The organism is Pokkaliibacter sp. MBI-7, from assembly GCF_029846635.1.
Lineage (GTDB): Bacteria > Pseudomonadota > Gammaproteobacteria > Pseudomonadales > Balneatricaceae > Pokkaliibacter.
The window spans coordinates 3,029,196-3,052,104 of record NZ_JARVTG010000001.1 but is presented as its reverse complement, the minus strand read 5'-3'; the positions used below and the strand labels follow the sequence as shown (position 1 = coordinate 3,052,104).

The 22,909-nt window shown below is 56.4% G+C and carries 20 protein-coding genes; 11 read left to right on the top strand and 9 right to left on the bottom strand.

Features of this window, described 5'->3' with window-relative positions; genetic code table 11:
• Positions 1 to 13: 13 nt before the first annotated feature.
• The 5 genes from pilQ to pilM all read right to left on the bottom strand — a co-directional run bounded on the left by pilQ (position 14) and on the right by pilM (position 4,985).
• Positions 14 to 1,942, bottom strand: coding sequence for a type IV pilus secretin PilQ (gene pilQ / locus QCD60_RS13665; protein WP_279786178.1), 1,929 nt, complete (start codon positions 1,940 to 1,942; stop codon positions 14 to 16).
• A 152-nt stretch (positions 1,943 to 2,094) separates the two neighbouring features.
• On the bottom strand, positions 2,095 to 2,682 hold the full coding sequence (locus tag QCD60_RS13660; RefSeq protein ID WP_279786176.1) for a pilus assembly protein PilP: 588 nt from the start codon (positions 2,680 to 2,682) through the stop codon (positions 2,095 to 2,097).
• Complete coding sequence (gene pilO / locus QCD60_RS13655; protein ID WP_279786174.1) at positions 2,679 to 3,359, bottom strand: type 4a pilus biogenesis protein PilO; 681 nt, start codon at positions 3,357 to 3,359, stop codon at positions 2,679 to 2,681. Before pilO ends, QCD60_RS13660 begins: the two co-directional genes overlap by 4 nt.
• Positions 3,343 to 3,924 carry a PilN domain-containing protein gene (locus QCD60_RS13650; RefSeq protein ID WP_279786172.1) on the bottom strand — a complete coding sequence of 194 codons (582 nt, stop codon included), beginning with the start codon at positions 3,922 to 3,924 and terminating at the stop codon, positions 3,343 to 3,345. Before QCD60_RS13650 ends, pilO begins: the two co-directional genes overlap by 17 nt.
• A 2-nt stretch (positions 3,925 to 3,926) precedes the next feature.
• On the bottom strand, positions 3,927 to 4,985 hold the full coding sequence (pilM, locus tag QCD60_RS13645) for a type IV pilus assembly protein PilM (protein WP_279786170.1): 1,059 nt from the start codon (positions 4,983 to 4,985) through the stop codon (positions 3,927 to 3,929).
• Positions 4,986 to 5,256: 271 nt separating this feature from the next.
• On the opposite strand from pilM, the gene QCD60_RS13640 reads away from it, so the two are divergent.
• A complete protein-coding gene (locus QCD60_RS13640; protein WP_279786168.1) occupies positions 5,257 to 7,662 on the top strand; it encodes a penicillin-binding protein 1A in 2,406 nt (801 codons plus the stop codon).
• A 110-nt stretch (positions 7,663 to 7,772) separates the two neighbouring features.
• Here QCD60_RS13640 and QCD60_RS13635 read toward each other — a convergent pair whose 3' ends face one another.
• Both QCD60_RS13635 and rpmE read right to left on the bottom strand, forming a co-directional pair.
• Complete coding sequence (locus tag QCD60_RS13635) at positions 7,773 to 9,035, bottom strand: malic enzyme-like NAD(P)-binding protein (protein WP_279786166.1); 1,263 nt, start codon at positions 9,033 to 9,035, stop codon at positions 7,773 to 7,775.
• 439 nt (positions 9,036 to 9,474) lie between these two features.
• Complete coding sequence (rpmE, locus tag QCD60_RS13630; protein ID WP_104155888.1) at positions 9,475 to 9,693, bottom strand: 50S ribosomal protein L31; 219 nt, start codon at positions 9,691 to 9,693, stop codon at positions 9,475 to 9,477.
• Positions 9,694 to 9,991: 298 nt separating this feature from the next.
• Between rpmE and QCD60_RS13625 the strand changes: the two genes are divergently transcribed.
• The 9 genes from QCD60_RS13625 (at position 9,992) to QCD60_RS13585 (ending at position 19,916) form a co-directional block, all read left to right on the top strand.
• Positions 9,992 to 12,277 carry a primosomal protein N' gene (locus QCD60_RS13625; RefSeq protein ID WP_279786163.1) on the top strand — a complete coding sequence of 762 codons (2,286 nt, stop codon included), beginning with the start codon at positions 9,992 to 9,994 and terminating at the stop codon, positions 12,275 to 12,277.
• 147 nt (positions 12,278 to 12,424) lie between these two features.
• On the top strand, positions 12,425 to 14,179 hold the full coding sequence (gene argS, locus QCD60_RS13620) for an arginine--tRNA ligase (protein WP_279786161.1): 1,755 nt from the start codon (positions 12,425 to 12,427) through the stop codon (positions 14,177 to 14,179).
• A gap of 3 nt (positions 14,180 to 14,182) precedes the next feature.
• A complete protein-coding gene (locus tag QCD60_RS13615; protein ID WP_279786159.1) occupies positions 14,183 to 14,923 on the top strand; it encodes an SPOR domain-containing protein in 741 nt (246 codons plus the stop codon).
• A 343-nt stretch (positions 14,924 to 15,266) separates the two neighbouring features.
• Complete coding sequence (gene hslV / locus QCD60_RS13610; protein WP_104153359.1) at positions 15,267 to 15,806, top strand: ATP-dependent protease subunit HslV; 540 nt, start codon at positions 15,267 to 15,269, stop codon at positions 15,804 to 15,806.
• A 13-nt stretch (positions 15,807 to 15,819) separates the two neighbouring features.
• A complete protein-coding gene (hslU, locus tag QCD60_RS13605; RefSeq protein ID WP_279786157.1) occupies positions 15,820 to 17,151 on the top strand; it encodes an ATP-dependent protease ATPase subunit HslU in 1,332 nt (443 codons plus the stop codon).
• A gap of 49 nt (positions 17,152 to 17,200) precedes the next feature.
• On the top strand, positions 17,201 to 17,584 hold the full coding sequence (locus QCD60_RS13600; RefSeq protein WP_279786154.1) for a DUF971 domain-containing protein: 384 nt from the start codon (positions 17,201 to 17,203) through the stop codon (positions 17,582 to 17,584).
• A gap of 233 nt (positions 17,585 to 17,817) precedes the next feature.
• Positions 17,818 to 18,612 (top strand): bifunctional demethylmenaquinone methyltransferase/2-methoxy-6-polyprenyl-1,4-benzoquinol methylase UbiE, encoded by a 795-nt coding sequence (gene ubiE, locus QCD60_RS13595; RefSeq protein WP_104153367.1) that lies wholly within the window; start codon positions 17,818 to 17,820, stop codon positions 18,610 to 18,612.
• Between the two features lie 8 nt (positions 18,613 to 18,620).
• Positions 18,621 to 19,214, top strand: a complete 594-nt coding sequence (locus QCD60_RS13590) for an SCP2 sterol-binding domain-containing protein (RefSeq protein WP_279786151.1) — start codon at positions 18,621 to 18,623, stop codon at positions 19,212 to 19,214.
• A 60-nt stretch (positions 19,215 to 19,274) separates the two neighbouring features.
• Complete coding sequence (locus QCD60_RS13585) at positions 19,275 to 19,916, top strand: MBL fold metallo-hydrolase (protein ID WP_279787923.1); 642 nt, start codon at positions 19,275 to 19,277, stop codon at positions 19,914 to 19,916.
• Between the two features lie 64 nt (positions 19,917 to 19,980).
• Here QCD60_RS13585 and QCD60_RS13580 read toward each other — a convergent pair whose 3' ends face one another.
• Both QCD60_RS13580 and QCD60_RS13575 read right to left on the bottom strand, forming a co-directional pair.
• On the bottom strand, positions 19,981 to 20,637 hold the full coding sequence (locus QCD60_RS13580; RefSeq protein ID WP_279786149.1) for a Crp/Fnr family transcriptional regulator: 657 nt from the start codon (positions 20,635 to 20,637) through the stop codon (positions 19,981 to 19,983).
• A 149-nt stretch (positions 20,638 to 20,786) separates the two neighbouring features.
• Complete coding sequence (locus tag QCD60_RS13575) at positions 20,787 to 20,930, bottom strand: hypothetical protein (protein ID WP_279786147.1); 144 nt, start codon at positions 20,928 to 20,930, stop codon at positions 20,787 to 20,789.
• Between the two features lie 121 nt (positions 20,931 to 21,051).
• Here QCD60_RS13575 and ilvD point away from each other — a divergent pair, with 121 nt between their 5' ends.
• Positions 21,052 to 22,893 carry a dihydroxy-acid dehydratase gene (gene ilvD / locus QCD60_RS13570; RefSeq protein ID WP_279786145.1) on the top strand — a complete coding sequence of 614 codons (1,842 nt, stop codon included), beginning with the start codon at positions 21,052 to 21,054 and terminating at the stop codon, positions 22,891 to 22,893.
• The last annotated feature ends 16 nt before the right edge of the window (positions 22,894 to 22,909 follow it).

Here is a 22,909-nt window from a genome sequence, read left to right as displayed (position 1 = left end):
GGACGCCCGATGATTAAGGAATATTTACGTCTGAGACCAGTTTAGGCGTGATGAATATTAACAACTCCGCTTTGTCTTCGCTATTGACGGTTTTCCGGAACAGACGTCCGATGTAGGGAATATCGCCGAAGAACGGTGTCTTGATCACGCTGTTTTCGGTATTGACCTCAAACACACCACCCAGCACCAGCGTTTCACCGTTATTGACCAATACCTGAGTCTGCAGGTGGTTGGTATCTATTGCAAAGTTGCCATCGCTCAGCGTTTCTCCTTTGGAGTCCTTGCTGATATCCAGATCCATGATCAGACGGTTATCCGGGGTAATCTGTGGCGTGACTGCCATCGACAGCACCGCTTTCTTGAATTCAATGCTCACCTCATCATTCTGTACAGTCTGGTAAGGAATCTCAGTGCCTGACTCGATCAGCGCCTTCTTGCCGTCGGTGGTAATCAACTTGGGCTGCGAAACAATTTCGATCTTGCTGTCACTCTGGTAGGCCGACAGTTCCAGAGACAGCAGGTTGGAGCCATTGTAGAAACCCAGCGCCAGCGAAGTAGCACTGTCAACATCATCAAGACCCATATCCACTGCCAGTGCACCGGGGAACTCAACATCATCATCGTTACCTGCCAGCTGGTTAGCTCGCTGAACGATCGTGTCCGTCGAACCACCGAGGATCAGGCTGTTGCTGCCGCTTGTCTTGGTACTGGTCCCACCCCAGGCCACGCCCAGCTGCTTACTGAAACCATCTTTGGCAATGACAACTCGTGCCTCAATCTGCACCTGCCGTACGGGTCGATCCAGTTTGGCAACAATCTCACGAATCTTGTTCAGGCGATCCGAAGTTTCCTGTACCAGTAGAATATTGGTGCGTGGATCTGCAGTCACGCTGCCACGGGCCGACAGGAATCGACTCTTGTTAGTGTCAGTCCCTTCGGTTTCCAGCACTTTGACCAGATCAGATGCTTTTGCATAGTTGATCTGGATATAGTCAATCTCCAGCGGCGCCAGATCTTCCAGCTGCTTTTTCTGCTCCAGATCCTGACGTTCATAATCAGCCAGTTCTGCGGCTGGCCCAATCAGCCAGATATCTCCCTGTTCACGCTTGGACAGTTTGCGTGAACGCAGCACCATGTCCAGTGCCTCATCCCAGCGCACTTTCTGGAAGTTGACACTGATTTCGCCTTGCACACCATCACTGATCAGTACGTTCTTGTTCTGTGACTCGGCAATCAACTGCAGCACGCGCCGCACATCAACGTTCTGCAAGGTCAGACTGATGCGCTCTCCATCATAGGTTGCCACTTTGCGCTGCAACGGCTCTTTGGGGCGTGCTTCAACAACTAGTTCCAGACCATCCTGATAGGTTACAAACTCAAGACGTTTGCCTTTTACCGGGTGAATGGCAATCACCCCACGTGAAGACGATACACGGCGCGCATCAATGGCACTGACCGTCGTGCCGTAATCAGCCACGTCGTAGTGTTTCTGCCATACTTCCGGCAGCACATCACCGTCCAGCTCAACACGAATGTCCGCACCCTCTTCCTGCACACTGACATGCACATTGGGGTCAGGCAGCATGATTCGCAGCTTACCTTCACCGCTGTCACCACGTTCAAATACCAACCCGGCATTATCATCGTTGCTGACATCAGGTAACGCCGTCGCATCGGTCTCCGCCTCAGCAGGCACCACTTCGATGGTGTTGCCATTAATACGGGTTTGCATCGCAGAGGCTTCGCGCAGTTCGACATTGACTTTCAGACCGCCGCTGTCGTTATCAACCGTAATATCGCGCAACGCCGGGTTGAGATTCTTCCAGCTGGTCTGTCCCGTCCCATTACTTGCCTGATCCACGGTCAGGCGGGTCAGGGGAGGATCCTCACTGCGCGTCACTCTGACCCGCTCGGGTTTGCTATCAAAATCGAGGCTGATCATCAGCGGCTTTCCTGCTGGAGAAACCCGAACATCCTTCAATTGCAGTGCAGCAGCACGCTGACTAAGCAGGCCCAGACACATGACCAGCACCAAGAACAACAGGCTATGTTCCGATCTCCGTATCACCTCAACCCCCTTACCTTATCGACTGCTTAGTTATTTTCGAACTGCATTGATATTACGCGGGGGCGACTGCGCCACCGGTTATCACTGGTCGAGATAATTTCTTCCAACTCAAGCTGCCCCTGCAGGGGAGGCTTGGTACCTAACTGATCATTCATGGCCTTGCCCTGCTCAACCCGGATAGCCACTACGCGGCCAAAGTTCTTGCCCATGTAGTTGCCCTCAGCCACCAGATGCAATGCTCCCTGAGGATCACGAACGAGAGCGAACTCCTTGCCACCTTTGTTCATTAATCCAACGAAGCTCAATGAGTCGAGATCATAGGCTTCAAGCGCCTCTTTGGGCCGGTTGGTATCAGGATGAATATCAGACTCTTCAATATCTGCCTTTTGCACCACCTTGATATCCGGGTTAGTGAAAGGCTCGCGCAGAGTCGTGACGTCGTACTGGGCAGGTTTGTACTCAGGCAACGGCGGCAACGGCGGCAACGGCTTGGGCTGCGTTTTTCCAGCCTTGTCGACAAAGGCTTTCAGATCATCCAGTGGCACTTGCGGCGTACAGCCCTGCACCAACAGTACACTGGCAACCATCATCGTACCGAGCATCAGTCTGATCATGGTTTGGCTGCCTTTTTGCTGGTATTGCTGCCGTTTGCAGGCTTGCTTGCTGCCTGCTCATCCTCTTCCTCGAAGCGATATGTGCGTGCCTGCAATACCAACTGCAACGAGCCATCAGCCTGAGGCGTCAGGTCAAAGTCATGCAGGGTCACCACACGTGGCAGAGCAGCCAGACCATAGATGAACTCACCAATGGCGTGGTAGGCGCCGAATACGGTGATCTTGATCGGCAATATCTGATAGAAGGACGACTTTTGCTCTGGCTGCAGGTCAATTTGGCGGAAAGTTAATCCCGCGTTCTGGCCAAGCTTGGTCATTTGATCCAGTAAGCCAGGCACTTCCTGCTTGAGTGGCAGCTGCTGCAGCAATACCTTGAACCGCGCCTCGATTTCCTCCAGACGCGCCTTATACATTGGCAAACCAACCACCATCTCACTTTTCTTGGTGACCTGTTCTTTCAGCCGCGGCTCTTCTCGGACCATGGCGTCATACTGGTCATCCAGATCACTGAGCACGAGGAAGTACCCTGCAGCCAGGGTCAGTACAAAAATCAGTACAACAACAATGACCTTGGGCCCTACAGGCCAGCTACCCGCCTGACTGAAGTCCAGATTGTTGGCATCAAAGCCATGGAAAGCACGCTTGAATGCCCGTCCGAGGTTATTGCTTTTTGCCATTGCTCACCCCCTCAGTTGGCTCAGCGGCTTTGGGTTTCTGCAGGTCGACCTTGAGATCAAAGTCCATCCAGCCTGCCGGGCTATCAGCCTTGGCCACTCTCGACAGATTGGGTAAATGGAAGCGCTCACCCTGATCCAGCGTTCGCAGGAAGCTGGAAACCTGCAGGTTGTTCTGCGCTTTACCCTGAATAGCCACCTGATCATTACTGCGCTTCATCGCTGTCAGGAAGACTTTCTCCGGTACATCCCGCACCACATCGGCGAGCAGATTCACCATCACCGGCCGCTCAGCCTGCAGTCCGTTGATAACATCAATGCGGTCCAGCAACAGCTGCTGGCGATCCTGAATACTGCGCAACTCACCTGCCTGTTTATCCAGTCGGGCAATCTGCGCCTTCAGGTACTGGTTTCGGCCCTGCTGAATATCAATCTGCATATTGCGCCACTGCCAGTAGCCAGCCAGGCAAAGTGCGGCGACGATAAGACCTCCCAGCATTGCCTGATTGAAATATTTTTTGCGTAGTTCTTCACGTTCCTGACGCCAGGGGAGCAGGTTGATTCTCATGTTCAGCTCCCCCATTCCTGGCCGACCCGCATTGCCAGTCCACACGCCGTCATTAGCGAGGGTGCGCGCTGCTGCAGCTCAGCATCCAGTTTTCCGGGGCGTTTCACTCCGGCCAAGGGATTGGCCTGCACGACTTTCAGTTGCAGATGCTTGGACAAGGCAGGGGTTAATCCTTTTTGACAGGCGCCGCCGCCAGCCAGCACCAGGCACCCGATCAGGCTTTCCGGCTGCGCTTCAGCGAACAGCTCCAGTGCTCGTTCCAGCTGATGCCCCAGCAGTTGCTGATAGCGCTCGGCTTCGTTCATGGCACCAGATGCAGCGGACGAACTCTCGCCGTACTCTTCGTATTCAAATGGATTGGTCACTGGGGGCTGACGTAGCTGGTGATCGCCGAAATCGTGTTCGCGGGAGTACACCACCCGCTCACCGTCAAAGGCATAGAGAACCGAGCGCATGGCACCGATATCGAGCAGCATGATCAGGCCTTCCGCTGGGCGCTGTTGCTGAGCAGCCAGACTGTATTGAAGGGAGCGGCCAATCGCGAAGGTATCCACATCAATCAGACGGCATTCCAGCCCTGCCGCCAGCAGCAACCGCTCCTGTGTCTCCACCTGATCACGGCGGGCAGCCACCAGAAACATCGACTGCAGGCCATTCCTGGGCTCCTGGTCCAGCGCGCTGTAATCAAGAATGACATCATCAAGAGAGTAGGGAATGATCTGGTCTGCCTGATCGCGAATGCTTTGCTCAACCTCATCGTCTGCCGCGTCGACCGGCACTTCCACCACCCGACTGATTACGGATGCACTGTTGACAGCGATGGCACCACGCCGGCTTTGGCATCCAGCGATCTTCACCGCCTCCTGCAGAGTGGTACTGACGATCTCCTCCTCAGGCAGCATGGGATCGATCATCTGGCCATTGGTATAAGGCACCACAGCAAAACTCAGCAGTTCATACTGTTTGCCTTTGCGAGCCAGCTCTACCAGTTTGATACCGGTGGTACCTATATCGATTCCGAGCAGCGACTGTTGTCTGAAACCTTTGAACCACGACGGCACATGCAATTCCTTATGCTGGAATTAGCTGGAATTCACTCTAAATATAGACACTTAAAGTGATACGAAGAAGTTACACATACACATAAACTGCATGGTATAGAAAAAATTTTCTTTTTGTCTAGGTCACACCCCATGCCTCTGTGTAAAATTTGGTCACTCGCGACATGTCTGCACAATATTTGTCTGACTATCGACCATGACTTGTACAGTTGGCCTGTTAGAATAGGGCCTCCTCCGCATACGCTCAAATACTTACCAGGACTCGTTACTCATGCTGAGAGCTTTGTTCCGCTGGCTCATCTGGCTGACTCTTGCCGGAATTATTCTAGGTGCCCTCACCACTTTCGCCATTTACAAGCACCTGGAGCCCACACTTCCCGATGTAGAGACCCTGCGTACAGTTCAACTGCAGACACCGCTGCGCATTTACAGTGCAGACGGCAAGCTGATTGGCGAGTTTGGCGAAAAACGCCGTACCCCTGTGGATTATGACGTTATTCCTCCAACCTTCGTCAAAGCCTTTTACGCCGCAGAAGACGCCAACTTCGAAACTCATCACGGTATTGATGTCAAAGGCCTGCTGCGCGCCTTCGTCCAGCTGGCCAAGACTGGTCATATCCAGGGCGGTGGTTCCACCATCACCATGCAGGTGGCACGCAACTTCTTTCTGACACGCCAGCAGACCTTTACCCGCAAGTTCTCCGAGATTTTGCTGTCACTGCAGATGGAGCAGGAGCTCAGCAAGGACGAAATCTTCGAGCTGTATGTCAACAAAATCTATCTGGGCAACCGCGCCTATGGCATCGAAGCGGCGGCACAGGTGTACTACGGCAAGTCCATCAGCGACCTGAGTCTGGCAGAAATGGCTATGATTGCCGGGTTACCCAAGGCGCCGTCCGCCTATAACCCAATAGCCAACCCGGACCGTGCCATGGAGCGTCGCAACTGGATTCTTGGTCGCATGCTGGACCTCGGCTACATTGATGACGTGGCTTATGAACAGGCCATCAAAGAACCAAACACCGCCCGCTATCATGGTCTCCAGCCTGAGCTGGATGCGCCCTATGTCGCCGAGATGGCGCGAGCCGAACTGCTCGACAAGTTCCCCGACCTGTACGAAGGCGGTTACCGCGTGTTCACCACCGTGGACAGCCATCTGCAGGAAACTGCTCAGCAGGCGCTCGCCAATGCACTGCTCGAATATGAAACCCGACACGGTTTCCGTGGCCCTGAGCAGCACTGGGACCTGAGCACACTGGACAGTGCCACCGTACAAAAGCAGTTGAAATCCATTCCAAGCTACAGTGGCCTGATGCCCGCAGTGGTTACCCAGGTGCAGGACAAGCAGATTCAGGTACGCCTGGCCGATGATAGCGAAGTCACCGTCGACTGGTCCGGTCTGAAATGGGCGCGCAAGAACATTAATGTTAACAGCCTTGGTCCGGTTCCCAAGCAAGCTGCTGACATAGTTACTGTAGGAGACGTTGTCCGGGTGCGCCAGCAACAGGCGTTTGCCGACAATGCGGAAGACAACCCGCAGGGCGATGTGATCTGGACCTTGTCACAGCTTCCCGTGGTGCAGGGTGCACTGGTCAGCCTCAATCCTAAAGATGGTGCCATCATGGCACTGAGTGGTGGCTTCAACTTCTATTACTCCAATTTCAACCGTGCCACTCAGGCTCGCCGCCAGCCCGGCTCGAATATCAAACCCTTTATCTATGCGGCTGCACTGGAAAATGGTTTTTCTCCCGGCTCAATCATTAACGATGCCCCGATTGTCTATAACGACCCCAGTCTGGCGAGCGGCGCGTGGCGCCCGGAAAACTCGGGCGGCAAGTTCTATGGCCCGACACGCATGCGTGAAGCGCTATACATGTCACGTAATCTGGTGTCTATACGGCTGCTGCGTGCCATTGGCATTGAAACTGGCATCGACTATCTGAGCCGTTTCGGCTTTGATCCCGCCAACCTTCCGCGCGGCCTGTCGCTGGCACTGGGTACCGCCTCTCTGACACCGATGGAAGTGGCTACCGGCTATGCGTCCATCGCCAACGGAGGCTACAAGGTATCGTCCTATCTGATTAACCGGGTAGAGAATGTCGACGGCAAGGTACTGGTGGAGAATACCGCCACCGAGGCCTGTCCCAGCTGCATTACCAGCAGCCAGGAGGTCACCCCTGATGGTCACCCGGTCGCCAAGCAGATCATGGACCCCAGAGTGAACTACCTGCTGACGGATATGCTGATGGACGTGATCCGTCGTGGTACTGGCCACCGCGCTGCTGCGCTGAAGCGCAGTGATCTGGCAGGGAAAACCGGCACCACCAATGATCAGGTTGATGCCTGGTTCTCTGGCTATAACAGCCGTATTGCCACCAGCGTCTGGGTCGGTTTTGATCAGCCCAGCACCCTGGGCCGTCGCGAGTTCGGTGCCGTGGCGGCTCTGCCGGCATGGATGGACTATATGGCTGTTGCCCTCAAAGGCATGCCAGAGGAACCTCGCCAGCAGCCAGATGGCATTGTCAGTGTGCGCATTGACCCCAAGACCGGTGAGCGCGCGGCTCCCGGCAGCGATGGCATCTTCGAACTGTTCCAGTCAGAACTGGCACCACCAGAGCTGCACCTTAATGCTCAGGGGCAGGTACAGAAAGAGATCCGGCCTGAAGACCTGTTCTGATGCGCTGATCTGCACAGGGTGCGAAGCACCTACAAACCAGCAAGTTTTTAGTCAATAAAAAGGCCGCCCTGATCACGCAGGGCGGCCTTTTCACAAGTACTACCGGGAACTTACTTGACGTCTGCGACGCTGTTCAGCGGATAGTTCTCGGGGAAGGGCAAACGGGCAACACCGGTATCGACCGCCGCTTTAGCCACAGCACCTGCCACCGCACCCAGCAGACGACTGTCCATGGGCTTGGGAATGATGTATTCCTTACCAAAACTCAGACTCTGCAGACCGTAGGCAGCCAGCACATCCTGAGGCACTTCTTCACGCGCCAGATCCTTCAGTGCATTTACCGCGGCCAGCTTCATTTCTTCGTTGATACGTGTTGCACGTACGTCCAGCGCACCACGGAAGATGAAGGGGAAGCCCAGCACGTTGTTGACCTGGTTCGGGTAATCAGAGCGGCCAGTGGCCATGATCACGTCGTCACGCACAGAGTGCGCCAGCTCAGGCTTGATTTCTGGGTCAGGGTTGGAGCAGGCGAAGACAATAGGGTTAGGCGCCATCGCCTTCAGCTGTGCAGGCGACAGCAGGTCAGGGCCTGACAGGCCGACAAACACATCCGCGCCTGCAATCGCGTCATCCATGGTGCGCTTGTCAGTGACAGTCGCAAACATGGCTTTGTACTGGTTCAGATCATCACGCTCGCTGTGAATCACACCCTTGCGGTCGAGCATGTAGATGTTTTCCAGCCTGGCACCGCAGCTGACCAGCAGCTTCATACAGGCCACGGCAGCAGCGCCAGCGCCCAGGCAGACGATCTTGGCCTCACCAATAGTCTTACCTTGCAGCTCCAGAGCGTTCAGCATGCCCGCAGCGGTCACGATAGCAGTACCGTGCTGGTCATCATGGAACACAGGAATAGAGCATTTTTCGATCAGGGCGCGCTCGATTTCGAAGCACTCTGGCGCCTTGATGTCCTCAAGGTTGATGCCGCCCCAGGTGTCAGCGATACGGGCAACGGTATCAATAAAAGCCTGAGGGCTTTCAGCATTCACTTCGATATCGACGCCATCGATACCGGCGAAGCGTTTGAACAGCAGGCATTTGCCTTCCATTACCGGCTTACTGGCCAGTGGACCCAGGTTACCCAGACCCAGAATAGCGGTACCGTCAGAAATAACTGCGACCAGATTGCCTTTACCGGTATAGCGGTAAGCGTTTTCGGCATCCTTGGCGATTTCACGTACTGGCTCTGCAACACCGGGGCTGTAGGCCAGCGCCAGATCACGTGCAGTGGCAGTGGGCTTGGTTACCTCAGTCGCCAATTTACCGGGACGGGGAAACTCATGGTAGTCAAGCGCAGCTTGTTTGAGATCAGACATGTTCAAGTTCCGATGCTTTTGTTCGTTGAGTCGGACGAAAAATCTTAAATTAAAACATCGTTGCAAACCACCAGCCTCTGGCAATAAAGCCGGAATAAAGTCGTTGCCAAATATGACCTATGTCTACACCTTGAACGCTGGACAGCTCAAAACTACTCAATAAATCAGAATTAAATTCTGCAAAGACATCAACATTCAGCAATAAAAACTAAAACAGACCGACAGACAGCCACGACCTGTCTGAGAGGCAAGGAATCGGCAGAAGAACAAGGTAGCGAAGAGAAGCAGCCCACTATTAGCTGACCAACGGATGGTTAACATGATCGAAACAGCTTCTGATCTTTCCTGGCATTGCGCAACAGAGAACTCTTCCTGACCAGCATGCAGAAACAACAAAGGCGCCCTGAGGCGCCTTTGTTGTTGATCGTTCCGCGGCCAATTAGGCTTTGCGAGAACCCATAGCGCCAAAGCGCTTGTTGAAACGGTCGATACGACCGCCAACGTCCAGCACTTTCTGCTTACCGGTATAGAACGGGTGGCAGGCGCTGCAAACGTCAACGTGCAGATCTTTACCTACAGTGGAACGAGTCTGGAATTCGTTACCGCAAGAGCAGGATACTTTGATTTCAACGTACTTAGGGTGAATGCCCTGTTTCATGACCATAGCCTCATTAACTGTGCCGCTACCCGTATAACCACGTATGGCCGGGCACCGCACTGATAGTCAGGGCTGTAACAGCCCAGCGGACGCTCCCACACCGAAACAGCGCAGGAACAAGGGCGCGAATTCTAGCAGAACAGCAATGCAGCGACAATCATCGTTTAAAAATTAGCCAGCACTTCCTTCATCACTAAGCGTTGCTGGCATGAGGTGCGACATTCCCCTATCCTGCCCAGTCTGCAGGTGCTCCGGTGACTGACCAACCCGCGCCGCACAAGCCTGCAGCACTACCCACATGGCGAGCATACTGCACGCCCGTATTCAGCTTCCGCTCGGGGACCATAACGTGCCAGCCGCCACCTCTGCCATCATCCTTAAGGTTGCGCTGCCCGTACCGCTATTTCGCCTGTTTGACTATTACCCCCCGGATAGCGTCACTGCTGACGAGCTGCAGCCAGGACAACGCATACAGGTCAATTTCGGCCACCGCCAACTACTTGGCATTATCGTGACGATCAGTGATGAGGCCAGCATAGAGCGGGACAAGATCCGTCCTGCCCTGACACTTCTGGACCAAGAGCCAGTCCTGTCCGCCACCATACTGAAGCTGCTGCACTGGGCGGCCAGCTATTACTGCCATCCGCTGGGCGAAGTCCTGTACCACGCCCTGCCCGTTGCTCTGCGACAGGGAAAGCCGGCCCACTTCCCGACTCAAACCCTGTGGCAACTGACCGAACTCGGTGGCAGCACTCGCCCCTCCAGCCTGTCCGGCAGCCGCCAACAACAGTTGTTGGAAGAACTGCAACGAGTGCCACAGGGCCTGAGTCAGGAGGCGTTACGCACACTGGAATACAGCAGCCAAACTCTAAGTTCATTGCAGAAGCGTGGCCTAATTCACTCATTCAGCCGCGAACAGCGCCCTCATGCCCCCGATGGCAATCTGTTAAATGAAGTACACCTGAGCCTTAATACCCAACAACAGAATGCGCTGGATACGCTGCTACAGCATGATCAGGGATTCAGTGTCACGTTACTGGAGGGCGTCACCGGCAGCGGCAAGACCGAAGTCTACCTGCAGCTGATCGAACATCATCTGCTGCAAAAGCAACAGGTGCTGGTGCTGGTGCCCGAAATTGGCCTGACACCACAAACCCTGCGCCGCTTCAAGCACCGCTTCAATGTCAACGTGGTGATTCTGCATTCCGGCATGAATGATAACGAGCGTCTGCATGCCTGGCTGGAGGCACGGGAAGGTATTGCCCAGATCCTGATCGGTACCCGCTCTGCACTGATGGTACCGTTGCCACGATTAGGGCTGATCGTCATTGATGAAGAACATGACGCCTCCTTCAAACAGCATGAAGGCTTCCGTTACCACGCCCGCGATCTGGCCATAGTGCGCGCCAAGCAGGCTGGTGTACCGGTATTGCTGGGTTCCGCCACGCCCTCACTGGAAAGCCTGCACAACGTTGAGCGCGGTAGCTATTACCATCTGCGCATGCTGCAACGGGCTGGCAATGCCGAGGCACCGCGCCTGCATTGTCTGGATATCCGCAAGAGACCACTGACGCAAGGCTTTAGTGCTCCCCTGCTGGAAAGTATCCGCCGCCATATCGAGCAGGGGCAGCAGGTCATGGTTTTTCTCAACCGGCGAGGATTTGCCCCTACACTGCACTGCTCCGACTGTGGCTGGCTGGCGGAATGCGCGTCCTGCGACGCCCGTATGACCCTGCACAAACAGAGTCGTCGTCTGGTCTGCCACCACTGTGATCATCAGGCGGCTATTCCATTACGTTGTCCCAGTTGCGGCAGTGCCGCTCTGGAGCCTATAGGCCAGGGGACCGAGCGCAGCGAAGATGCCCTGAGTAACATCTTCCCCGATGTCCCGGTCATTCGCATCGACCGTGACAGCGTGCGTGGCAAGCAACGCATGGAAACCTTGCTGGAGCCGGTCCACAAAGGCCATCCCTGCATCCTGCTGGGTACACAGATGCTGGCCAAAGGCCACCACTTTCCCGACGTCACTCTGGTGGCCATCATCGATGCCGACCAGGGACTGTTCAGTGCCGATTTTCGCGGCATGGAGCGCATGGCCCAGCTGCTTGTTCAGGTTGCCGGACGGGCCGGGCGGGCACAGAAACCCGGTGAAGTCATTCTGCAAACCGAGCATGCCGACCATCCCATGCTCGCCACCCTTTGTGAGCAGGGTTACGATGCGTTTGCTCGCGAAGAACTGCGCAGCCGTCAGCATGTCGGCCTGCCCCCCTGGCAGCCGATGGCGCTGCTGCGGGCTGACCACCGTCGCCCGGCCATTGCCCTGGAATGGCTGAGCAGCATCCGTCAGGCACTGCAGGACTATATCTTGCAGCAGCACTGGGGACATGAAATCCAGCTGGCTGGCCCGCTCCCCGCCAGCATGGAAAAGCGTCACGACCGTTACCGTGCACTGCTGCATCTCTATGGCAGCCAGCGTCGGGAACTGCACCACCTGTTGCAGTGGCTGTGTGCCTTTATCGAACTGAATCCACCGCCGGGAGACCTGCGCTGGTCAGTCGATGTCGACCCCGCCGACACCTTCTGAGCCGCTGCCAAGCCGCTTGGTTGGCGGCATTGAGTGCCGATACGCGGTTGCGTCACCTGAGGCTAATCGCGATAATGGCGCCTTTGATCCTCCCTGATCTGACTCCTGTACCTTATTACACACGTGTAAAAACACGCTTGGGCCGCAATGAAAGAGCTGATAGCCAATCTTATTCACACTGCGCTGGACTCCCTCAAAGCTGCAGGCACCCTGCCTGTTGAGCTGGATGTACAGGCGCAAGTCGACGCCACCCGTGACAAGACCCACGGTGACTTTGCTTCCAACATTGCTATGGTGCTGTCAAAGCAGGCGCGACGAAATCCCCGTGAACTGGCACAGGCCATCATTGCCGCCCTGCCTGCGGACGCCGCCATCACCAAAGTAGAAATTGCCGGCCCGGGCTTCATCAACTTCTTTGTCAGCAGCGCCAGTACTGCAGAAGTCATCCCCAGCATTGTTGCGGCTGGCTCCGCGTTTGGCCTGAGTCAGCTGGGCAAAGGCGAAAAAGTTCAGGTTGAGTTTGTCTCAGCCAACCCGACCGGCCCGCTGCACGTTGGCCACGGTCGTGGGGCTGCCTATGGTGCTACCCTGTCCAACCTGATGGCGGCTGTCGGCTACGATATTCAGCGCGAATACTACGTCAACGACGCAGGCCGACAGATGAACATCCTGGCAGCCAGTGTCTGGCTGCGCTATCTGGAGCTGTGTGGCGAAGAGTTCACCTTCCCCAGTAACGGCTACAAAGGCGACTATATCCGCGACTATGCCGCCGAGCTGCTGCAACGTGTGGAACAGGCCTACCGTCATCCCGCCACCACCGTGTTCGAAGGCGTACCTGCCGATGAGCCTGCAGGCGGCGACAAGGAAATCCATATCGATGCGCTGATCGACAAGGCCCGCGAGCTGCTGGGTGAAGACGCCTACGAAGTGGTGTTCCAGCTGGGTCTGACCCGTATTCTGGATGACATCCGTGATGATCTTGGCGAGTTCGGAGTCACCTTCAATGAGTGGTTCTCCGAGCGCAGCCTGACCGAAAACGTTGAGCGTGCCATCCAGACGCTGATCGACAACGGTCACATCTATGAGCAGGAAGGGGCACTGTGGTTCCGCTCCACCACCTTTGGCGACGACAAAGACCGTGTCGTCAAACGTGATAATGGCCAGACCACCTACTTTGCCTCTGATATCGCCTATCTGCAGAACAAGTTTGAACGTGGCTTTGACCGGGTCATCTATGTCTGGGGTGCCGATCACCACGGTTACATCCCGCGCATGAAGGCAGCGTGTGAAGCGCTGGGCTTTGATCCTGAGCGTATCCAGATTCGTCTGGTGCAGTTCGCCATCCTGTATCGCGGTGGTGAGCGCGTACAGATGTCTACCCGTTCAGGTTCATTCGTTACCCTGCGTGAACTGCGTGATGAAGTAGGCAACGATGCGGCACGTTTCTTCTACGTGAGCCGCAAAGCTGAACAACACATGGATTTCGACCTTGATCTGGCCAAGTCAGAAAGCAAGGACAACCCGGTGTACTACATCCAGTACGCCCATGCCCGTATCTGTACGCTGCTGCAGAAAGTAGCCGCTGAAGAAACCGCCTTTGATCAGGCTCGCGGCCTGAACAACCTGTCCCTGCTGGAACAGGAAGCGGAAAAAGACCTGATGCAGAAGCTGGCACGTTATCCGGAAGCACTGGAAAATGCCGCAGTAAATGGTGACCCGCATATTCTGGCCCACTATTTGCGTGAACTGGCAGGTGATTTTCACACCTATTACAACGCCCACCGCATGCTGTTGGAAGACGTCAATCTGAGAGATGCCCGTCTGGTGCTGTCTCAGGCAGTGCGTCAAGTGGTGGCCAATGGTCTGTCCCTTTTGGGAGTAAGCGCACCGGAAAGCATGTAACCCATGGCTACCCAGGACTTTGCCAAAAGCCAATCCAGAGCGCGCAGCGGTTCGTCTTCGCGCAAGAAAGCCCCGGCTAAAAAGTCGGGATTTTCCTGGCGTATTGCCTCTGTATTGGTGCTGGTGGGCGTATTCGGTTTTATTCTGGTGCAACTGGCACGAGTAAAAACCGATCCGGCCGCCACGCAGGCAGCGCTGGCCGTCAAGCCTGCGCCGGAAGAAAAGGAAAAACCCAAAGCCAAGGTCAAGGCACCACCGCCTGCGCAAGCACCGGACAGCGCCTCGAAGAGCTGGGACTTCTACAAACTGTTGCCGGAGTCGGAAGTCCCCTTGCCGCCCGATGTGCAACCTTTGGCCACTCAACCTCCGCCCCCCCCAAAACCGGAAGAGGCCAAGCCTTCCAGTAGCGCTGAACTGGCCAAAGCCACCGAAGCGGTGAAGCTGGAGGCAGCCAAAACCGAAGCACCAAAGGTGGTCGACAAGTCAACAGCGACAGCAGCACCTGCCGCAGGACGCTTCCTGCTACAGGTAGGCGCCTTCAAGACGGAAGATGAAGCCGAAAAAATGCGGGTGAAAATGTTCCTGCAAGGGTTTCAGGAAGTGGGCGTGTCACCTGGCCCTGACAGTAAAGGTCAGACATGGTGGCGCGTGCGCCTCGGTCCTTTCAGTGGTGACGGCCTGAGTAAAGCCGAAGGCAAACTGAGCGCCATGGGCAGTTCACCCATACGTGTTCCCGTTCGCTGAGTGCTTTTCATCTGCAAAGTGTCAGGGGCTGTCGCAAGGCGGCCCTTGGTCTTTATGAAGTGTTCATCTGGCTCAACCACAGCACAAGACATCCCTCCTTCCGCTCCTGCATGCCAGGAGCAGATGTTTCCATCTGTCACCAGACCGCACTGTACGGCCCGTGATCACGCCGCCGGCCCAAACTCGCCCTTGAAATAACCGCACACCGTCACCACTTCCCCCCAATACTAATTCACACTGTCATCCCGCAGCTGGCTGCGCGGACGATATTGCCAGCGTGCGCATTCCAGACAATCTCAGTGGATTGCTTCCCAGGACTGCAGGCGCCTTATTGGAGAGTTTGATGACCACTATCGTGTGTGTGCGTCGCGATGATCAGGTAGTTGTTGGTGGCGATGGTCAGGTATCCCTTGGCCAGAGCGTGATGAAAGGCAATGCACGCAAGGTGCGCCGCCTGTATCACGGCAAGGTGCTGGCAGGTTTCGCCGGCTCGACCGCCGACGCCTTTACCCTGTTCGAGCGTTTCGAGGGCCACCTGGAAAAGCACAATGGTCAGCTGACCCGCGCCGCAGTAGAAATGGCTAAAGAATGGCGCAGTGATCGTGCCCTGCGTCGCCTCGAGGCCATGCTGATTGTCGCCGACCAGACTGCCTCTCTGCTGATCAGTGGCACGGGGGATGTGGTCGAGCCTGAGCATGGCATTCTCACCATTGGGTCTGGCGGCAACTTCGCCATGGCCGCAGGCCGTGCTCTGCTGGAAAATACCAGCCTCAGCGCGCTGGACATCGTCGAAAAGTCACTGAACATGGCCGCCGATATCTGCGTCTACACCAATCACCAGCTGACCATCGAAAAGCTCGATATCAACCAGCCCGCGGCCTGAAGGAAGTCAAGTCATGTCCATGACCCCACGTGAAATCGTCCATGAGCTGGACAAGCACATTATCGGCCAGCACGAAGCCAAACGTGCCGTAGCGATTGCGCTGCGCAACCGCTGGCGCCGTATGCAGCTGCCGGTCGAGCAGCGGGCAGAAATCACCCCGAAGAATATTCTGATGATCGGCCCCACCGGTGTCGGCAAGACCGAAATTGCCCGCCGCCTGGCAAAGCTGGCCAATGCGCCTTTCCTCAAGGTAGAAGCCACTAAGTTCACCGAAGTCGGTTACGTCGGTCGCGATGTGGAATCCATCATCCGTGATCTGGCTGATGCCGCGATCAAGATGCTGCGTGAACAGGAAATGCAGAAGGTGCAGGATCGTGCACTGGATGCCGCTGAAGATCGCATTCTGGATGCCCTGCTGCCTGCGGCGCGTAACGATAATCCGTTTGAGCAGGGCAGTGCTAAGCCTGCCGATAACCATACCCGTCAGGTGTTTCGCAAGAAGCTGCGTGAAGGGGAGCTGGATGACAAGGAAATCGACATTCAGGTGGCTGACAGCCCCATGGGCGTCGAAATCATGGCTCCGCCCGGCATGGAAGAAATGACCAGCCAGTTGCAGAACCTGTTCTCCAACATGGGCAATCAGCGCAGTAAAAGCCGTCGCATGAAGGTCAAGGATGCCCTGAAAAAAGTACAGGAAGAAGAAGCAGCCAGTCTGATCAAGGAAGATGACATCAAAGCTCGCGCGGTGGAGATGGTCGAGCAGAACGGCATCGTCTTTATCGACGAAATCGATAAGGTCGCCAAGCGCGGTGAAACCAGCGGTGCGGACGTGTCACGTGAAGGTGTCCAGCGTGATCTGCTGCCACTGATCGAAGGCTGCACAGTGAACACCAAACAGGGCATGATCAAGACTGACCATATCCTGTTTATCGCCTCCGGTGCCTTCCACCTGTCCAAGCCATCAGATCTGATCCCGGAGCTGCAGGGTCGTCTGCCTATTCGCGTTGAGCTGAATGCCCTTACCCCTGAAGACTTCGCCCGTATCCTGACCGAGCCCAGTTTCTCACTAACCGAGCAGTATCAGGCACTGCTGGGCACGGAGGGCGTCCAGCTGCGTTTTGAGGACAGCGGTATCCAGCGCATGGCTGAACTGGCCTTCCAGGTCAACGAGCAAACCGAAAACATCGGTGCCCGCCGCCTGCACACACTGATGGAACGACTGCTGGAAGAGGTGTCCTACACGTCCGGTGATAATCAGGACGAAGTGGTAGTGGATGCTGCCTATGTCGACCGCTATCTGGGCAGTCTGGCCAAGAACCAGGATCTGAGCCAGTACATCCTGTAACTGCTACGCCGCCCAGTGTGCTGGGCGGCCAACCCAAGCCGAGGTGGCCATGGCGGCACGTCCTGTCGAAATCAAACTGCACAAACGTTCCAAGACGCTTGAACTGGTCTATGCCGGTAATCAGCGCTATGTGCTGAGTGCCGAATACCTGCGGATACATTCGCCGTCAGCAGAAGTACGGGGGCACGGGCGCGGGCAGGAAAAGCTGCAGACCGGCAAGATCAATGTGGGTATCAATGGCATGGAGCCCAGTGGCCAGTATGCAGTGAAGATCGTGTTTGATGACGGCCATGATTCTGGCCTGTTCACCTGGGACTATCTGCATGAGCTCTGCACCCATCAGGCCGAATACTGGCAGCAGTATCTGCACAGGCTGGAGCAGGCCAAGGCCTCGCGTGACCCTCATGAAAGTGTGGTCAAGCTGATGGGTTAACCCGGATGCGGGTATGCTACTTTTCTTTCAACAGGTGCAGCAGCACCTGTTTTTATTAGTGAAGCCCTTACCGTCGTCTGACGGAAGAATGACATCGAACGGCCCGGTTGTTGCGGAGTAACCCTTGATCTGGACAGGCTGTTTTAACCCGACCGCTGTCACAGAGGTAGGCCCGCGCCGCACAAGGCTCTACAATAGGCCGCAATTTTCCCTTTGTTGATAAGGCCACAGCTATGAGCGAGAAGGATCAAGCCTCTCTTTCCGACCACGCCGCCAAGCAGTCCCAGGAAGGTACCACCCACTTTGGTTATCAGCAGGTCGCGGTGGAAGACAAGGTGCGCAAGGTTGCCGACGTATTCCACTCCGTCGCCGGCAAGTACGATCTGATGAACGACCTCATGTCAGGTGGCATCCACCGCCTGTGGAAACGCTACACCATCAATCGCAGCAGCGTGCGCCGTGGCCACAAGGTACTGGATATCGCCGGTGGCACAGGCGATCTGACCCTCAAGTTCAGCCAGCTGGTGGGCCCCAGTGGCAAGGTGGTACTGGCCGATATCAACGACTCCATGCTCAATGTCGGCCGTGACAAGCTGACCAACCGCGGCGCTGTTGGCAACATCGAGTATGTACAGGCCAACGCCGAATACCTGCCCTTCCCCGATAACACCTTCGACGTCATTACCATTGCCTTTGGCCTGCGCAACGTCACCGACAAGGACAAGGCACTGGCCTCCATGGCCCGAGTCCTGAAACCCGGCGGCCGCCTGCTGGTTCTGGAGTTCTCCAAGACCACCAATCCGCTGATGAGCAAAGCGTACGACACCTACTCCTTCACCCTGCTGCCGCTGATGGGTCAGCTTGTCGCTGGCGATGCCGAATCCTATCGCTATCTGGCCGAGTCGATTCGTATGCACCCCGATCAGGAAACCCTGAAAGGCATGATGGAGAACGCCGGTCTGGTGCGGGTTGAATATGAAAACCTGACCAGCGGTATCGTCGCCCTGCACACCGGCATCAAACCCTGAGGTGACCCATGTTTCGCCCTTTGCATGAAGCTTTGCTGGCTGCCTTCGAAGGGCGTCTGAACGCCTTGCTGCAGCGTGATGAGAGCAGTCTTGAACGCATCCGACGCCACGCCGGACAAACCCTGGCCCTGCATATCCAGGGATTACCGAGCGCCTACATTACCCTGACCAGCGTAGGCCTGCGTCTGCAACAGGAATTCACCGGTCAGGCCGACACCGAGGTGCACACCAGCTTGGCCACCCTGATGGCTAATCTGGCCGAGCAACGCCCCGCCGCCGCCAGTGGTATGCGTATTGACGGTAATCTGGCCCTGCCGGAAACCCTGCAGCAGGTCGCCCTGCAGCTGGATCCTGACTGGGAAGGCTGGGCCGCCGAGTTTATCGGTGATGTCCCGGCTCATGCGCTGGGGACTACGCTGGCTAAAGGCTGGCAGTGGCTGCAGCGCAGCCGCGGTGATCTGCATCTGGATGTGCAGGAATACCTGCAGGAAGAAATTCGTCTGCTGCCCAGTCGTCTGGAGATTGATGACTGGATCGACGATCTGCATCACACCCAGCTGCAACTGGACCGGCTGGAAGCCCGTCTGGCCAGACTGACTTGAAGCCTGCGGCCGGGTGGCCGAAGATAGCCCACTCTGTTCTGCTACGAGAACCTGCCCATGCTGCGTTATCGCATTATTCCGGTTACTCCCTTCCAACAGAACTGCACCCTGGTGTGGTGCGATGACTCTATGGAAGGTGCGCTGATTGACCCTGGTGGCGACAGCCAGCGCCTGCTGGCAGCCGTCAGGGAAGAAGGCGTTACCCTGACCAAAATTCTGCTGACACATGGTCACCTTGACCATGTGGGCGCTACCGGCGAGCTGGCTGGCAGCCAGTCGCTGCCCATTGAAGGCCCACATCAGGCGGATCGCTTCTGGATTGATGCCCTGCCACAGCAGGCTCAGATGTTTGGCTTCCCGCCCAGTCAGCCGTTCCAGCCTGACCGCTGGCTGGAGCAGGGCGATACCGTCAGCGTCGGTAAGGAGAGCCTGCAGGTACTGCACTGCCCCGGCCATACTCCCGGCCACGTGGTGTTCTATCATCAGCCCAGCCGCTGGGCACAGGTAGGGGATGTACTGTTCAAAGGCTCCATCGGCCGCACCGATTTTCCCGGTGGCGATCACCAGACCCTGCTGGATGCCATCCGCAATAACCTGTTCCTGCTCGGTGATGATGTCAGCTTCGTCCCGGGCCATGGCCCCATGTCGACACTGGGCGAAGAACGCCGCAGCAATCCTTTCGTTTCCGGGCGCATGGGTTGAGAGCGAATTTACCTTCTGTGATGGGTCGGCCATCCGGCGTTGATGACGATGGCATCAACGCCGCTCAGGCAGTGGCTTCGGCAATATAGAAGTTCAGCTTCTTCGCCTGCACGATGTCGATACCGCCGCGATGCAGCAGTAACCAGCCCCGCTGCTCGAACTCTTTCAACAAACGCAGGATGACTTCCTCACTGGAATCCAATGCCAATGCCAGCTGCTGATGACTGAGCAACAGACGGTTGGCATGCTGATGATCGAGCAGATAACGCGCCAGACGCACATCCACCCGCTCAAAGGTCAGCTCCTGGATCAGCCCCACCAGACTGGCCAGCCGCTCACCGTAACTGGCAAACACCATCATGCGAAAGTCATCCGACTCGGCCAGACCTTTCATAAAAGCCGGACGAGGGATGGCGAGGGTCTGCACCAGAGTTTCAGTGCGGGCATGGGCCGGGTAATGGCGATCGCCGAGCAGGCAGCTGGTGGTCAGCACACAGCTTTCACCCGCACCAATGTGATAGAGCACCACCTCCCGACCGGCAGGCGTCTCACCGTAGACTTTGACTGAGCCTGCTACGACCAGCAGGAACTGGGTACAGCGCTCGCCTTTTTGAAACAGACTTTTGCCGGGTGGCACCTCAATCAATGCCGAGGTCTGCAACACCTCGCGCCCGACCAGGTCCTGAATCTGCTGCTGAAAGAGTTGAACTTGCTTGGCCATGGCTATCCGCCTTGCTACACGTGCTCTTTTGCTTAGAATAGCCCTTTATCGATGATCGGCAACCGACCCGTTCCATCCGTGCAGCTGACTCAACAGCGAAGCTGGAACAGGTTCTCGGGCATGCGGCCCAGCCCACAAGGTGTAAGTCTTCAAGGTACCACCCCCTCACAGCGGCTACGCTGAGAACCTTGCTTGTCGCCCGCCCCGTTCATCGAATGGAAACTGTTGGATTTCGACTCCTGCCAGTCCGCACCCTGAATCCCGGCAACACCCCTGCCCCGATTTAATGCCACCAGGGTTTCCTGATTTTGCCGAGCAGAGGCAAAAGGATGATCGCGTCATCATCCGCCTGCCCTCTCATCACAACGACATACAAACCGGGTTCACCGCGTAACCCGCCTGTGAGGAATAACCATGCCCGCCTATCGTTCCAAAACGTCTACCGCCGGCCGCAATATGGCCGGTGCTCGTGCCCTGTGGCGTGCCACCGGCATGAAAGATGACGACTTCCAGAAGCCCATCATCGCCGTGGTCAACTCCTTCACTCAGTTCGTGCCTGGCCATGTGCATCTGAAAGATCTGGGTCAGCTGGTTGCACGGGAAATCGAAAAAGCTGGTGGGGTAGCTAAGGAATTCAATACCATCGCTATCGATGACGGTATCGCCATGGGTCACGACGGCATGCTGTACTCGCTGCCCTCACGCGACATCATCGCCGACTCGGTGGAATACATGGTCAACGGCCACTGTGCCGATGCCATGGTCTGTATCTCCAACTGCGACAAGATCACCCCCGGAATGCTGATGGCGGCCATGCGCCTTAACATCCCGGTCATCTTCGTCTCCGGTGGTCCGATGGAAGCTGGCAAAACCAAACTGTCTGAACACAAGCTGGATCTGGTCGATGCCATGGTCATTGCCGCTGACCCCAATGCCGATGATGAAAAGGTCAATGAATACGAGCGTTCCGCCTGCCCTACCTGCGGCTCCTGCTCAGGCATGTTCACAGCCAACTCGATGAACTGTCTGGCTGAAGCACTGGGTCTGGCCCTGCCCGGTAACGGCACCGTGGTCGCTACTCATGCCGATCGCCGTCGCCTGTTTGAAGAAGCAGGACAACGCATTGTCGAGCTGGCCAAGCGCTACTACGAGAAGGAAGAAAAGGTCCTGCCACGCGACATCTGTACCTTTGAAACCTTTGAAAATGCGATGACCCTCGATATCGCCATGGGCGGTTCCACCAACACCATCCTGCACATTCTGGCCATCGCCCGTGAAGCTGAAGTGGAGTTCAACCTGAGCCACATCGATAAGCTGTCACACAAGGTACCACAGCTGTGTAAAGTCGCGCCTAACACCCAGAAATACCACATCGAAGACGTCCACCGTGCCGGTGGCATCATGGGTATTCTCGGCGAACTGGACCGTGCCGGTCTGCTGCACACCCAGCAGCCCACTGTGCACAGTGCCAGCATGAAAGACGCTCTCGATGCCTGGGACATCATGCGTAACCCCAGCCCTGAAGTGAAAGAGTTCTACCGCGCTGGCCCTGCAGGGATCCCCACGCAGGTGGCTTTCAGCCAGAACACCCGCTGGAACAGTCTGGACGGCGACCGTGCTCAGGGCTGCATCCGTTCACTCGAACACGCCTTCTCCAGAGAAGGTGGTCTGGCCGTGTTGTTCGGTAACATTGCGCTGGACGGCTGTGTGGTCAAAACCGCTGGTGTGGATGAGTCCATTCTGGTCTTTGAAGGCCCGGCTCACATCACTGAGTCGCAGGATGAAGCAGTACGTAATATCCTCGATGACAAGGTCAAATCCGGTGACGTGGTCATCGTCCGCTACGAAGGCCCGAAAGGCGGCCCGGGTATGCAGGAAATGCTCTACCCCACCTCCTACATCAAGTCCAAAGGGCTGGGCAAGCATTGCGCGCTGCTGACTGATGGTCGCTTCTCTGGCGGCACCTCTGGTCTGTCCATCGGCCACGTGTCTCCTGAAGCCGCTGCCGGTGGTGCCATTGGTCTGGTGCAGAACGGCGACATGATCCGTATCGACATCCCCAACCGTCGCATTGATGTACTGCTGAGCGATGAAGAGCTGGCCAGCCGCCGTGCAGCCATGGATGCCAAGGGCAAGGACGGCTGGAAACCCGCTGCCCCTCGCCCACGTAAGGTAACGCCCGCGCTGAAGGCCTACGCCCTGCTGGCGACCAGTGCTGACAAGGGCGCTGTGCGCGACCTGTCACAGCTGGACTGATCTTCCGGTTACCGCT